Source organism: Aminobacter sp. GW821-FHT11F06 (genome assembly GCF_058808215.1).
This window is the reverse complement of the sequence record NZ_JBXARL010000010.1, coordinates 37,149-50,772: the sequence shown is the minus strand read 5'-3', so window position 1 is coordinate 50,772 and position 13,624 is coordinate 37,149. Positions and strand designations below refer to the sequence as shown.

General features: G+C 61.8%; 11 protein-coding genes and 1 tRNA gene. 1 reads left to right on the top strand and 11 read right to left on the bottom strand.

Features of this window, described 5'->3' with window-relative positions; genetic code table 11:
* Positions 1–144 precede the first annotated feature (144 nt).
* Positions 145–229 (bottom strand) — tRNA-Leu (locus AC1RTB_RS22040).
* Between the two features lie 208 nt (positions 230–437).
* Between AC1RTB_RS22040 and lipB the strand changes: the two genes are divergently transcribed.
* A complete protein-coding gene (gene lipB / locus AC1RTB_RS22035; RefSeq protein ID WP_492880998.1) occupies positions 438–1,178 on the top strand; it encodes a lipoyl(octanoyl) transferase LipB in 741 nt (246 codons plus the stop codon).
* A gap of 523 nt (positions 1,179–1,701) precedes the next feature.
* Here the strand turns inward: lipB and AC1RTB_RS22030 are convergent.
* The 10 genes from AC1RTB_RS22030 to nuoL form a co-directional block, all read right to left on the bottom strand.
* Complete coding sequence (locus AC1RTB_RS22030; protein WP_492881172.1) at positions 1,702–2,388, bottom strand: ABC transporter ATP-binding protein; 687 nt, start codon at positions 2,386–2,388, stop codon at positions 1,702–1,704.
* Positions 2,388–3,674 (bottom strand): lipoprotein-releasing ABC transporter permease subunit, encoded by a 1,287-nt coding sequence (locus tag AC1RTB_RS22025; RefSeq protein WP_492880997.1) that lies wholly within the window; start codon positions 3,672–3,674, stop codon positions 2,388–2,390. The genes AC1RTB_RS22030 and AC1RTB_RS22025 overlap by 1 nt, the downstream gene beginning before the upstream one ends.
* Positions 3,671–4,999 (bottom strand): proline--tRNA ligase, encoded by a 1,329-nt coding sequence (proS, locus tag AC1RTB_RS22020; protein ID WP_492880996.1) that lies wholly within the window; start codon positions 4,997–4,999, stop codon positions 3,671–3,673. The genes AC1RTB_RS22025 and proS overlap by 4 nt, the downstream gene beginning before the upstream one ends.
* A 465-nt stretch (positions 5,000–5,464) precedes the next feature.
* Complete coding sequence (locus AC1RTB_RS22015) at positions 5,465–5,734, bottom strand: DUF1467 family protein (protein ID WP_492880995.1); 270 nt, start codon at positions 5,732–5,734, stop codon at positions 5,465–5,467.
* Complete coding sequence (gene mce, locus AC1RTB_RS22010; protein WP_492880994.1) at positions 5,731–6,135, bottom strand: methylmalonyl-CoA epimerase; 405 nt, start codon at positions 6,133–6,135, stop codon at positions 5,731–5,733. Before mce ends, AC1RTB_RS22015 begins: the two co-directional genes overlap by 4 nt.
* A 14-nt stretch (positions 6,136–6,149) precedes the next feature.
* Positions 6,150–7,820 (bottom strand): ribonuclease J, encoded by a 1,671-nt coding sequence (locus AC1RTB_RS22005; protein WP_492880993.1) that lies wholly within the window; start codon positions 7,818–7,820, stop codon positions 6,150–6,152.
* A gap of 22 nt (positions 7,821–7,842) precedes the next feature.
* The gene (locus tag AC1RTB_RS22000) at positions 7,843–8,670 is read right to left on the bottom strand and encodes a biotin--[acetyl-CoA-carboxylase] ligase (protein ID WP_492880992.1); all 828 of its coding nucleotides are present in this window, start codon (positions 8,668–8,670) and stop codon (positions 7,843–7,845) included.
* Between the two features lie 3 nt (positions 8,671–8,673).
* Positions 8,674–10,110 carry an NADH-quinone oxidoreductase subunit NuoN gene (gene nuoN, locus AC1RTB_RS21995; RefSeq protein WP_492880991.1) on the bottom strand — a complete coding sequence of 479 codons (1,437 nt, stop codon included), beginning with the start codon at positions 10,108–10,110 and terminating at the stop codon, positions 8,674–8,676.
* Between the two features lie 17 nt (positions 10,111–10,127).
* Positions 10,128–11,633, bottom strand: a complete 1,506-nt coding sequence (locus AC1RTB_RS21990; protein WP_492880990.1) for an NADH-quinone oxidoreductase subunit M — start codon at positions 11,631–11,633, stop codon at positions 10,128–10,130.
* Positions 11,633–13,624, bottom strand: coding sequence for an NADH-quinone oxidoreductase subunit L (gene nuoL / locus AC1RTB_RS21985; protein WP_492880989.1), 1,992 nt, complete (start codon positions 13,622–13,624; stop codon positions 11,633–11,635). The genes AC1RTB_RS21990 and nuoL overlap by 1 nt, the downstream gene beginning before the upstream one ends.

Genomic DNA, 13,624 nt, shown 5'->3' with positions numbered 1-13,624 from the left:
CGCAAGCATTTCGTTCAACCGCAGCAAAGCTGCACAAGCTTCTGTAAAGTCTTGGAAAATACCGGCTGCCCCCGGCGAGGTTCAAGCTGCTTCATCCTGGATGGAACAGCTTGCTCAGATGATTGGTAGTCACCTGAAAAGTGATGGTGCGGTCGAGAAGACTCGAACTTCCACGGGTTGCCCCACAGCGACCTCAACGCTGCGCGTCTACCAATTCCGCCACGACCGCACTGTCACAGAGGGCCGGTCCGAACCGGCTCGCGGCATGTAGCAAATCGTTTCCGGGGAAACAAGCGCCCTGAGCGATATTCGTCCATCATTCTTGCATACCCTAGGGGAAGTATCGGTCAAGGGCAGCAATAGCCGGCTTTCAAAGCCCAGGCACTGGACCTTTCCGTGCCGAGCCGCCATATCAGGTCGACGAACGGACCCCCAAAATGACCGAACGCAGCCAGATAGCCACGTCGTTTCTCGCCCTTGCGGGCTCAGCTCCCGTCGAATGGCGAATCGAGCCCGGTCTCACCCCCTACGACCAGGCGCTCGCCTTCATGGAATCACGCGCCGACGCGATTCGGCAGGGCACATCACGCGAAATGGTCTGGCTGGTCGAGCACCCGCCGATCTACACCGCGGGCACCAGCGCCCAGGAACAGGACCTTGTCGAGCCCGACCGCTTCCCGGTGTTCAAGACCGGCCGTGGCGGCGAATACACCTATCACGGCCCTGGCCAGCGCGTGGCCTATGTCATGCTCGACCTCAAGCGCCGGCGCGAGGACGTCCGCGCCTTCGTGGCAGCACTCGAAGCCTGGATCATCTCGGCGCTTGGAGCCTTCAACGTGAAGGGCGAACGCCGCGAGGACCGTGTCGGTGTCTGGGTGGTGCGTCCCGACCGCCCAGCCCTCCCCGACGGCTCGCCGGCCGAAGACAAGATCGCAGCCATCGGCATCCGCCTGCGCCGCTGGGTGAGCTTCCACGGCATCGCCATCAACGTCGAACCGGAGCTCGGCCATTTCTCCGGCATCGTGCCTTGCGGTGTCACCGACCACGGCGTGACCAGCCTCGTCGACCTCGGCCTGCCCGTGACAATGAGCGACCTCGACGTGGCACTCAAAGCCGCCTTCGAAGAGATATTTGGGCCTGCCGATGCTCTGTCTGACTCGGTTCGGAAAACGGCCTGAGACGACAGCCCTCGCCCGCCTGCTATAAGAGTGAAGCTGGTGGCAACCGCGTTTTCATTGGCGACGGTGCCACGGTACCTTATCCCGCCTGGCATCGGGATGATCCCGGTGCCTCATAGTTCATTGGTTGAGGATTCCCTCAAAAAAGAACGGTCCCCAACAAGCTCTCAAATCAGAGTGCGCCGATCCACATCGCCATGGTGACGAGGAAGGTGCTCATGCAGACCATCGAAATGACATCCTGTACCAGCTCGGTCATCTGTTGCTCCTGTTTTTAATATGTTCTCAATTTGTTCTATTTCTGTTCGTATGTCAACACGAGCCATTGCATTCGGGCACGGGCACCCGCCGCAAGCGATTCGACAGTAAATGAAGGGTTTATGCGAGCACGTGCCTGCCGCCGCCCGTTAAGAAACGGGCGTCAACGTTACCAGCGATCAGATTGAATTGGAACGGCCGTGCGTCCGCGGCCGCAATGGCAAGCAGGCCTTGGGTGACGATTCCCCGCCCATCCACTGCGCCCTTAGCGCAGCGGAACGATCCTGCCTTCCGAAAGCGTGACACGGCGGTCCATGCGCGCAGCAAGCTCATGGTTGTGCGTGGCGATCAATGCGGCCAGGCCCGACTGCCGCACAAGTGCCGACAGCGCGTCAAAGACATACCCCGCCGTCACCGGATCGAGGTTGCCGGTCGGCTCGTCGGCCAAAAGCACCAGCGGCGCATTGGCGACCGCGCGCGCGATCGCCACCCGCTGCTGCTCGCCGCCAGAGAGTTCCGAGGGGCGATGCTGGGCGCGCCTGCCGATCTTCATATAGTCGAGCAGCTGTTCTGCCCGCTCGCTTGCCTGGGCCGGGGTCAGGCCCTTCACCAGCTGCGGCATCATCACATTCTCCAGCGCGGAGAATTCGGGCAGCAGGTGATGGAACTGGTAGACGAACCCGACGTCGTTGCGGCGGATCGCAGTGCGTTCGTCATCCGACAGACGCCCGCAGGCGCGGCCGTTTAAGAAGACATCACCGGCGTCCGGGCGCTCGAGCAGCCCGGCGGTGTGCAGCAACGTTGACTTGCCTGCGCCCGAGGGTGCGACAAGCGCCACCATCTCGCCTGCCTTCAGCGAAAAATTGGCGTCGTTGAGGATCGTCAGCTTGCGCGATCCCTGCTCATAATGGCGCTCGACCTTCTTGAGCTCGATAACGGCTTCGATGCCCATCATTCGTACCTCAGCGCGTCGACCGGATCGAGCGTTGCCGCCCGCCATGCCGGAAACAGGGTCGCCAGGAACGACAGCACCAGCGCCATCAGCACCACCGAGACGGTTTCGCTGACATCCATCTTGGCCGGCAGCTGGGACAGGAAATAGAGCTCGGGGTTGAACAGCACGGTACCCGACAGCCAGGAGAAGAACTGCCTGATGCGCTCGACATTGAGGCAGATCACGACACCGAGCAGCACACCGGCAATGGTGCCGGTCATGCCGATGGCAGCGCCGGTCATCAGGAAGATGCGCATCACCGCACCACGCGTCGCGCCCATCGTGCGCAGGATCGCGATATCGTGGCTCTTGTCCTTCACCAGCATGATCAGGCCGGAAATGATGTTGAGCGCGGCCACCAGCACGATCAGCGTCAGGATCATGAACATGACGTTGCGCTCGACCTGCAGCGCGGAGAAGAAGGTCTGGTTGCGCTGGCGCCAGTCGGTCAGGAAGATCGGCCGTTGCGCCGCCTCCTCTATCTTGGTCTTCAGCGCGTCGACGTCGTCGGGATTGTCGACATAGATCTCGATCGACCCGACCTTGCCTTCGGAATTGAAATAGAGCTGCGCCTCGTTGAGCGGCATGAAGACGATCGACGTATCGTATTCGGACATGCCGACTTCGAAGATGCCAACGATCGGATAGGCTTTGACGCGCGGGGTCGTGCCCATCGGCGTCACGTCGCCGTCGGGTGAGACCAGCCGGATGGAATCGCCCAGCACCAGGCCCATGTTCTCGGCCATGCGCTTGCCGATGACCACGCCCTCGCCATTGTCGAAGCCGACGATCGAGCCCTGCTTGATGTTGTTGGCGACCAGCGTCACCTTGCCGAGGTCGCTGCCCCTGATGCCGCGCACCAGCGCGCCAGCGCCCGCGCCGACATTGCCCTGGGCCAGCACCTGGCCTTCGACAAGCGGGATCGCGTATTTGACGCCGGAAACACCGTTGATGCGATCGGCGACCGACGCGTAATCCTCAAGCGGCGTGTCGATGGCAGTCACGATCAGATGACCGTTGACGCCGAGGATTCTGGTCAGAAGCTCGGCGCGAAAACCATTCATCACCGCCATCACCACGATCAGCGTGGCAACGCCCAGCATGATGCCGAGGAAAGAGATCGAAGCGATGACGGAAATCACCGTCTCCTTGCGCTTCGAACGCAGGTAGCGCCACGCCACCATGCGTTCGAACACCGAAAAAGGCCCTGCGCCCGCCGGTTTCGCCGCCACCACTTGGTTCATGCCTTGACGCCCAGTTTGGCCAGTGCCTGCGCCACCGGCATCGTCTCGCGCTCGCCGGTCTTGCGGTTCTTGATCTCGACCTCACCGGCTGCTGCGCCGCGTGGGCCAACGATCACCTGCCATGGCAGGCCGATCAGGTCGGCGGTGGCGAATTTGCCGCCGGCGCGCTGGTCGGTGTCGTCATAGAGCACGTCCTTGCCGGCTGCTTCGAACGCCTTGTAGAGCTCGTCGCAGATGCGGTCGCACTCGCCGTCGCCGACCTTCATGTTGATCAGGCCGATATCGAAAGGTGCCACCGCCTCCGGCCAGATGATGCCGTTCTCGTCATGGCTTGCCTCGATGATCGCGGCGATCAGGCGGCTCGGCCCGATGCCATAGGAGCCCATCGACACGAAATGCTCCTTGCCGTCCGGGCCCATGACCTTGGCACCCATCGGCTTGGAATACTTCTCGCCGAAGTGGAAGATGTGGCCAACCTCGATGCCGCGCGCCGAAACCTTGTCGGCTTCCGGCACCGCGGCCCAGGCGGCCTCGTCGTGCATCTCTTCGGTCGCCGCGTAAGGCGTCGTCCACTGCTTGACGATGCCGCCGATCTCGCCGTCATTGGCGAAGTCGGTTTCAGCGCCCGGCACCGGCAGGCCCAGATAGTCGCGGTGGCAAAACACCTGGCTTTCGCCGGTTTCGGCCAGAATGATGAATTCGTGGCTCAGATCGCCGCCGATCGGGCCGGTGTCGGCGCGCATCGGGATAGCCTGCAGGCCCATCCGGGTGAAGGTGCGGAGATACGAGACGAACATCCTGTTGTAGGCCGCCTTGGCGCCGTCGAAGTCGAGATCGAAGGAATAGGCATCCTTCATCAGGAATTCGCGCGAGCGCATGACGCCGAAGCGCGGACGCACCTCGTCGCGGAACTTCCACTGGATGTGATAGAGGTTGAGCGGCAGGTCCTTGTAGGACTTGACGTAGGAGCGGAAGATTTCCGTGACCATTTCTTCGTTGGTCGGGCCAAACAGCATGTCGCGCTCGTGGCGATCCTTGATGCGCAGCATCTCCTTGCCGTAATCGTCGTAGCGGCCGCTTTCGCGCCACAGATCGGCCGACTGGATGGTCGGCATCAGGATTTCGAGCGCGCCGGCCCGGTTCTGCTCTTCGCGCACGATGCGGCAGATCTTGTCGAGCACCCGCTTGCCCAGCGGCAGCCACGAGAAACTGCCGGCGGCCTGCTGTCGGATCATGCCAGCACGCAGCATCAGCCGGTGGGAAATGATGTCCGCCTCGCGGGGATTTTCTTTCAGAATGGGCAGGAAATAGCGCGACAGACGCATCGAATGTTCCATGAAAACGATGATGCCGGAATCGGCACGAGAAAGAGGCTTGCTTGAACGCGCTTCATAGCCATTTCAAGGCCGAATGGAAACCCGCGCAGTCCGTTTCGACGCAGCGTCAGAATACCCTGACTGGTTGTTGAGCAGCATGTGCCCGTCAATTGTGCATTGCAGCACAGGAATGCCTGCCCGGAAGCAAAATTCCGCGTGACATTTCATTTCCGCATAGTCTAATGTGCCTCGATAAACCGAGAGGGCGGAGAAAAAATCCGCTCTCCTACGCGGTCAAAGTCTTGGGAGGATGCGATCTAGGCGCGATAACTCGCTGCCGCCGGTTACCGGAAAGCAGATCGGACGCGTTTAAATTGCAAGGCCTCGCGCCTTGCATTTTTTTTGCCCAAACATCAGCTTATGGCGCGTCTCTAAGAAACGACATTAGACGCATCCCCTATCTTGGGAAATGCGTCATTTGATCTCGGGAATGAACTGCGGGAAATCATCGAAGCTGTAGCCGAGGCCCCTGGTGACGCCATAAAACGCACCGATCACGAGGGCTGTGACCAAAGTTGTCCACAGCATGGCGCGCAGCATATGCGGCCCGCGAGGCGCGCTCGCCTCAGTCCCCGGCGTCACATCATTGGCTTCGTCCTGGGTCTTGACGCCGAAAGGCAGGATGGCAAACAGAGTCAGCCACCAGAAGACGAAATACATCGCGACGAGTGAAACCCAGGTCATGCCTGCTCCAATTCGACCAGAGTGCCCTGGAAATCCTTGGGGTGGAGAAACAGCACCGGCTTGCCATGCGCCCCGATCTTCGGGTTGCCGTCGCCAAGAACCCGGGCACCCGCCGCCTTGAGGTGGTCACGCGCTGCCAGGATGTCATCGACCTCGTAGCAGACGTGGTGCATGCCGCCGGACGGGCTCTTTGCCAGGAACACCGCAATCGGCGAGCCCTCGCCCAGCGGCTCGAGCAGCTCGATCTTGGTATTGCCGACGTCGATGAAGACCACAGTCACACCGTGCTCGGGCAGTGCCTGCGGCTCGGTCACCTTGGCGCCGAGCGTGTCGCGATAGACAGCGCTCGCCGCCGCAAGGTCCGGCACGGCAATGGCGACGTGATTGAGACGTCCGAGCATCTTCGGTCCTGTCCTCAGCGGGTGACGAACACCGTCACCAGCGGTTTCTTGCCCCAGGCTTCGTTGGCCGCGCCGCGCACAGCGCGACGCACGGCTTCCTGCACCAGGTCGAGGTCTTTTCGGCGCGCACGGGGTATGGAGTCCACAGCGCCTATTGCCGCATCGAGCATCAATTCCTCGAGCGCCTCGCCACCGGCATCAGCTTCGGCGACACCGATCGCCACCAGATCCGGATCGCCTGACAATTCGTACTTGTCGTCGAGCACGACATTGACGGCAACATGGCCGGCAAAAGACAGCTTGCGGCGGTCGCGGATACCCATCGCCTCATCGGAGCCGATCAGCTTGCCGTCCTTATAGACGCGCCCGAACGGCACCTGGTCGATGATCTCGGCCGCTCCAGGCCACAGCCTGAGCATGTCGCCGTCGCGAATCTGCGCCACTTCGGGAATGCCCGACATCGACATCAGCGAGCCCTGGCCGACAAGATGGGCAGCTTCGCCATGCACCGGCACGCCGATGCGCGGACGAACCCATTCATACATGCGCTTGAGTTCGCTGCGGCGCGGGTGGCCTGAGACGTGGACCAGCGCATCGCCGTCCTCGATGATCTTGATGCCCTGGTCGATGAGCTGGTTCTTGATCTCGAGGATCGCCTTCTCATTGCCAGGGATCGTGCGCGAGGAAAATACGACGGTATCGCCCGGCGACAGTGCCACCAACTTCATCTCGTCGCGCGCCAGCTTGGCCAAGGCCGCGCGCGGCTCGCCCTGGCTGCCGGTGCAGATGACGACAAGGTTTTCACGCGGGATGTAGCCGTAATCTTCTTCGGAAACGAATTCCGGCAGCCCGTCCATGTAGCCGAGCTCGCTCGACACATCGATGACGCGCTTGAGCGAACGGCCCATGACCAGAACCTGACGGCCGGCGTCGCGCGCTGCTTCCGCGATCGAGCGGATGCGGCCGACATTGGACGAGAAGGTGGTGACGGCAACGCGGCCCTTAGCTTCCTCGATGACCTTGCGCAGGCCCTGGCCAACCTGCTGCTCGGACGGCGAGTCGCCTTCGCGCAGCGCGTTGGTGGAGTCGCAGATCAGCGCCAGCACGCCCTTGTCGCCATATGAGCGGAAACGCACCTCGTCGATCATAGGCCCGATCTCCGGGGCCGGATCGATCTTCCAGTCGCCGGTGTGGATCACGGTTCCGGCAGGGGTGGTGATCGCCAGAGAAACCGGCTCAGGGATCGAGTGGCTGACCGCGATCGCCTCGATCTCGAACGGACCGACGGTGAATTTTTCGCCGGCACGATAGATGGTCACCGGAATTTTCGGCGCGCCATGCTCCGACTGGCGCTTGGCTTCCAGAAGCCCGGCAGCGAACGGCGTCATCCAGACCGGCGCCTTCAGCTTCGGCCAGGTGTCGAGCAGCGCGCCGTAGTGATCTTCGTGCGCGTGGGTGATGATGATGCCGCGGAGGTTCTTCAGTTCCTGCTCGATGAAGCGGGTATCGGGCAGCACCAGGTCGACGCCGGGCAGCGTCGCATCGGGGAAGGTCACGCCGACGTCGATGATAATCCACTCGCGTGCATTCTTCGGGCCGAAGCCGTAGAGAGCGAAGTTCATGCCGATCTCGCCGACGCCGCCAAGCGGCACGAATACGAGCTCGGCGTTTTCCGCTTTCGCCATACTAGAAATCCTTTCAGGCCTGTCAGGCCGCGCCGGCCGAAGCGACCGCGCCAAAATGCACGTCGCCGGCGGCGATCTTTACCGTTTCACCTTTAGCGTCACGGATCACGAAGCGGCAATCCTCGTCGATAGTCTCGAAGACGCCGCGCACCACATTTCCCTCGATCCGCACAGCGACTTCGCTGCCCAGGCCTGCCGCACGCGCCAGCCAGCGCTTGCGGATTCCGGCCAATCCCCGGCCCTCGGCCCAGATGCGTTCGTTTTCGCTCCAGGCATCGGAGAGCGCCAGGAACAAAGTCTCGGCATCAACGCTGGCGCCAAGGCTGGCAAGCGAGGTCGCAGGATAAGGCACGTCGGTCGGATGGGCCACGACATTGACGCCGATGCCGATCGCGATCGCCAGCCTCCCTTGCCCGAGCAATGTCGATTCAAGCAGGATACCGGCAAGCTTGGCACCCGACGCCAGGACGTCGTTTGGCCATTTCAGTTCGAAACGCTTGACACCCTGCCCGCTGCCGCCGTCCACACCGACAGAAAACCGGGCGTTGGGTGCCACCGCATCGAGCGCATCGGCAAGTGCCAGGCCTGCGACAAATCCAAGCGTCGCGGCATGGTGCAGATCGTGATCAAGAACCTTGAGCAAGGTGGCGGCGAGATTGCCTTCCGGCGTCGCCCAGACGCGGCCACGCCGGCCTCGTCCGCTTTCCTGCTTCTTGGAAACGACCCAGAGCTTGCCCGGGTCGCCTGCCAGAGCCCGCTCCAGCGCCAATGCGTTGGTCGACCCTACCGCGTCGTGGGCTTCCAGGCGGAAGCCCTCAGCACTTGCGGTCGGTGCGAGTTGGAACCCCATACGTCAGAAGAATGTCTTGGCAGCAGCTTCCGCCATCTGCCCGACCGGGCCGCCAATCAGCACGTAAAACAGCACGAACGCGCCGGAAAGGCCGAGCACAAGACGAAGCTCGCCCGCCATCGGCTGGAAGCCGCCGACCGGCTCATCGAACCACATGATCTTGATGATGCGCAGATAATAATAGGCGCCCACAACCGAAGCCAGCATGCCGATGATTGCAAGCGCGTAGAGGTTTGCATTGATGGCGGCGAGGAACACGTACCACTTCCCCCAGAAACCCGCGAGCGGCGGGATGCCGGCCAGCGAGAACATCAGGATGGTCAGGATCGTCGCCATCATCGGATTGGTCGAGGACAGGCCGGCGAGATCGCTGATCTGTTCGACATTGCCGTCCTTGCGGCGCATGGCGAGGATGAAGGCGAAGGTGCCAAGCGTCATCACCAGGTAGATCAGCATGTAGATGACAACGCCACGCACGCCGGCTTCGCTGTTGGCGGCGAGGCCGACCAGCGCGTAGCCCATGTGACCGATCGACGAATAGGCCATCAGGCGCTTGATGTTCCTCTGGCCGATCGCGGCAAAGGCGCCAAGCAACATCGAGGCGATGGAAATAAAGACGATGATCTGCTGCCAGTCGGTGCCGATCGGCTCGAACGCACCCATGGTGACGCGCACGATCAACGCCATCGCCGCCATCTTGGGGGCCGCGGCGAAGAACGCCGTCACCGGTGTCGGTGCGCCTTCATAGACGTCGGGCGTCCACATGTGGAACGGCACCGCCGAGATCTTGAAGCACAGGCCAGCAAGCACGAACACCAGGCCGAAGACCAGACCAAGCTCGCGCTCGCCACCGGCAAGGGCAGCCGCAATCGCCTCAAACGAGGTGTGGCCGGTGTAGCCGTAGACAAGGCTGATACCGTAGAGCAGCATGCCGGACGACAGCGCGCCGAGGACGAAATACTTCAGACCCGCTTCGGTCGAACGCACATTGTCGCGGTTGATCGCAGCAATGACGTAGAGCGCAAGCGACTGCAACTCGAGTCCGAGATAGAGCGCCAGCATGTCGTTGGCCGAGATCATCAGCAGCATGCCCAGCGTCGCCAGCAGGACCAGCACGGGAAACTCGAACTTGTCGAATTTCTCGGCCTTGGCGAAACCGACCGACATGATCAGTGTCACCACCGCGCCGAGCAGCGTCAGGACTTTCATGAAACGGGCGAACGGATCGGAGATGAAGGCCGTGCCATAGCCCGCCCCGTCATGGCCGAACACCAGCATCCAGGCGCCGGCCGCAATCAGCAGCGCGACGGCAAGGCCGGTCACGGTCGAGTTGGCGCGCTCGCCGGAAAACACCCCCACCATCAAAAGCGCGAGCGCGCCGACGGCGATGATCAGCTCCGGCATGGAGAGCGAGAGGCTCGAAAGGAGTTCGGGCGTCATGGTTCGCAAAACCCCTGTCAGTTCGCCGCCGCGCTCTGCGCGGCGTCGATCGATACGGTTACGTTATTGACCAACGCCTTCACGGAAGCCGCCGTGGCGTCGAAGATCGGCGCTGGGTAGACGCCGTAGAAGATGACCAGGATGACGAGCGGGTAGAGCACCACCTTCTCGCGGCCCGACAGGTCGAACAGACCCTTCAGGCTTTCCTTGGTCAGCGCGCCGAAGACGACGCGGCGGTAGAGCCACAGCGCATAGGCGGCCGACAGGATCACACCGGTAGCGGCAAGCAATGCCACCCAGGTGTTGACCTGGAAGACGCCGAACAGCGTCAGGAACTCGCCGACGAAGCCGCTGGTGCCGGGCAGGCCGACATTGGCCATGGTGAAGATCAGGAAGGCCACCGCATATTTCGGCATGTTGTTGACCAGGCCGCCATAGGCAGCGATGTCGCGAGTATGCATGCGGTCGTAGACGACGCCGACGCAGAGGAACAGCGCGCCGGAGACGAGACCGTGGCTCAGCATCTGGAAGATCGCGCCTTGCACGCCTTCCTGGTTCATCGAGAAGATGCCCATGGTGACGTAGCCCATATGGGCGACCGACGAATAGGCGATCAGCTTCTTCATGTCCTCCTGCATCAGCGCCACCAGCGAGGTGTAGATGATGGCAATGACCGAAAGCGCGAAGACCAAGGGCTGGAAATAGAGCGAAGCGTCGGGGAACATCGGCAGCGAGAAGCGCAGGAAGCCGTAACCGCCCATCTTCAGCAGGATGCCCGCCAGGATGACCGAACCTGCCGTCGGCGCTTCGACGTGCGCATCCGGCAACCAGGTGTGGACCGGCCACATCGGCATCTTCACCGCAAATGATGCGAAGAAGGCCAGCCATAGCCATGTCTGCATGTTGGCCGGGAAGTCGTGCGCCAGAAGCGTCGGGATGTCGGTCGTGCCGGCCTCCCAGAACATCGCCATGACAGCGAGCAGCATCAGCACCGAGCCGAGAAGCGTGAACAGGAAGAACTTGAAGCTGGCATAGACGCGACGCTTGCCGCCCCACACGCCGATGATGATGAACATCGGGATCAGCACGGCTTCGAAGAAGACGTAGAAGAGCACGATGTCGAGGGCGCAGAACACGCCGATCATCAGCGTTTCCAGCACCAGGAACGAGATCATGTATTCCTTGACGCGCTTTTCCACCGACTCCCAGCTGGCGAGGATGCAGATCGGCATCAGGAAGGTCGTCAGGATGACGAACAGCATCGAAATGCCGTCGACGCCCATGTGGTAGGAGATGCCGGAATCGAGCCAGGCAGCCTTTTCGACGAACTGGAAGCCTGTCTCCGCATTGTCGAAGTAGAACCAGATCAGCAGCGACACCACGAAGGTGAACACCGTGGTCAAAAGCGCGACATTGCGGATATTGCGGCGCGCGGCATCACCATCGTCCCTGATCAGAAGGATCAGGAACGCGCCGACCAGCGGCAAGAAGGTGACCAGCGATAAAATGGGAACGCCAGACATCAGAAGGAGCTCCCGAGCATCATCCAGGTAACGAGGGCCGCCACGCCGATCAGCATGGCGAAGGCGTAGTGGTAGAGGTAACCGGTCTGCAGCTTGACGACGCGGTTGGTCACATCGACAACGCGAGCCGAGATGCCGTCGGCGCCGAAGCCGTCGATCAGCCAGCCGTCACCCTGCTTCCACAAGAAGCGGCCGAGCCACTTGGCCGGGCGTACGAACAAGAAGTCGTACAGCTCATCGAAGTACCACTTGTTGAGCAGGAAGGTGTAGAGGCCGCGATGGCGCTGCGCCAGCACCTTCGGCATCTCCGGCGAGCGGATGTAGAAGAGGTAAGCCATAGCGAAACCGCCAATCATCGCGGCGAACGGCGCGAGCTTCACCCACATCGGCACGCTGTGGAAGTCGTGCAGGATGTGGTTGGTATCCAGCGTGAACAGCGCGCTCTTCCAGAACTCGTTGTAGGCCTCGCCAATGAACTGCTCATGGAAGATGACGCCGGCAAACAGCGCACCGACAGCGAGAACCATCAACGGCAGCAGCATCACCGGCGGCGATTCATGCACATGGTGCATGACGTCGGCGGTGGCGCGCGGCTTGCCGTGGAAGGTCATGAAAATCAGGCGCCAGGAATAGAAGCTGGTGAAGCAGGCGGCGATGACGAGCATGGTGAAGGCAAAGCCTGCGACCGCATTGTGGCCGACGAACGCGCCTTCGATGATGGCGTCCTTGGAGAAGAAGCCGGCCGTACCGATGATCGTCGCCGGGATGCCGACGCCGGTCAGCGCCAGCGTGCCTATGACCATCATCCAGTAAGTGGTCGGGATCAGCTTGCGCAGACCGCCCATCTTGCGCATGTCCTGCTCGTCGGACACTGCGTGGATCACCGAGCCCGAGCCCAGGAACAGCAGCGCCTTGAAGAAGGCATGCGTGAACAGGTGGAAGATCGCCGCAGAGTAGAAGCCCATGCCGAGCGCGACGAACATGTAGCCGAGCTGCGAGCAGGTCGAATAGGCGATAACGCGCTTGATGTCGTTCTGCACCAGGCCGACGGTCGCCGCGAAGAATGCGGTGAAGGCACCGACGAAGGTCACGACGGTCAGTGCGGTGTGCGACAGTTCGAACACCGGCGACAGGCGCGCCAGCATGAACACGCCGGCGGTGACCATGGTCGCCGCATGGATCAGCGCCGACACAGGCGTCGGGCCTTCCATGGCGTCCGGCAGCCAGGTGTGCAACGGCACCTGCGCCGACTTGCCCATGGCACCCATGAACAGCAGCAGGCAGACAACCGTCAGCGCATTGTGCTTGTCGAGGGCATAGCCGAGGAAGGTCAGCACGGTATCACCGTGCTCGGCGGCGCCGTCAGCCGGCAGATAGGTGGCGGCGCTGGCAAAGATCGTGCCGAATTCGACCGAGCCGAACAGCACGAACAAGCCGAAGATGCCAAGCAAAAAGCCGAAGTCGCCGATACGGTTGACGACGAATGCCTTGATGGCAGCGGCATTGGCCGAGGGCTTCTTGTACCAGAAGCCGATCAGCAGATAGGACGCGAGGCCCACCCCTTCCCAGCCGAAGAACATCTGGACGAGGTTGTCCGATGTCACCAGCATCAGCATGGCGAAGGTGAACAGCGACAGATAGGCAAAGAAGCGCGGCCGATGCGGATCGTGATGCATGTAGCCGATCGAGTAGATATGGACCAAAGCCGACACTGTGTTGACCACGACCAGCATGACCACAGTCAGCGTGTCGATGCGCAGCGCCCAATCGGCCTGCACCGAACCGGAGTCGATGAAGCGCAGCACCGGCACGGTGAACACCTGGACGTCGCCCAGGCCGACGGTGATGAAGGCGACCCAGGACAGGACGGCCGACACGACCAGCAGGCCCGAGGTGATGTATTCGGATGCCTTGGCTCCGATTGAACGGCCAAACAGGCCGGCAATCAGGAAGCCGAGAAGTGGAAAGAAGACGATGACGTTGTAAAGCAT

Bases quoted from the DNA above. Each gene is read 5' to 3' on its own strand.
- lipB (WP_492880998.1), top strand. From the start codon at position 438: ATGACCGAACGCAGCCAGATAGCCACGTCGTTTCTCGCCCTTGCGGGC.
- AC1RTB_RS22030 (WP_492881172.1), bottom strand. From the start codon at position 2,388: ATGGGCATCGAAGCCGTTATCGAGCTCAAGAAGGTCGAGCGCCATTAT.
- AC1RTB_RS22025 (WP_492880997.1), bottom strand. From the start codon at position 3,674: ATGAACCAAGTGGTGGCGGCGAAACCGGCGGGCGCAGGGCCTTTTTCG.
- proS (WP_492880996.1), bottom strand. From the start codon at position 4,999: ATGCGTCTGTCGCGCTATTTCCTGCCCATTCTGAAAGAAAATCCCCGC.
- AC1RTB_RS22015 (WP_492880995.1), bottom strand. From the start codon at position 5,734: ATGACCTGGGTTTCACTCGTCGCGATGTATTTCGTCTTCTGGTGGCTG.
- mce (WP_492880994.1), bottom strand. From the start codon at position 6,135: ATGCTCGGACGTCTCAATCACGTCGCCATTGCCGTGCCGGACCTTGCG.
- AC1RTB_RS22005 (WP_492880993.1), bottom strand. From the start codon at position 7,820: ATGGCGAAAGCGGAAAACGCCGAGCTCGTATTCGTGCCGCTTGGCGGC.
- AC1RTB_RS22000 (WP_492880992.1), bottom strand. From the start codon at position 8,670: ATGGGGTTCCAACTCGCACCGACCGCAAGTGCTGAGGGCTTCCGCCTG.
- nuoN (WP_492880991.1), bottom strand. From the start codon at position 10,110: ATGACGCCCGAACTCCTTTCGAGCCTCTCGCTCTCCATGCCGGAGCTG.
- AC1RTB_RS21990 (WP_492880990.1), bottom strand. From the start codon at position 11,633: ATGTCTGGCGTTCCCATTTTATCGCTGGTCACCTTCTTGCCGCTGGTC.
- nuoL (WP_492880989.1), bottom strand. From the start codon at position 13,624: ATGCTTTACAACGTCATCGTCTTCTTTCCACTTCTCGGCTTCCTGATT.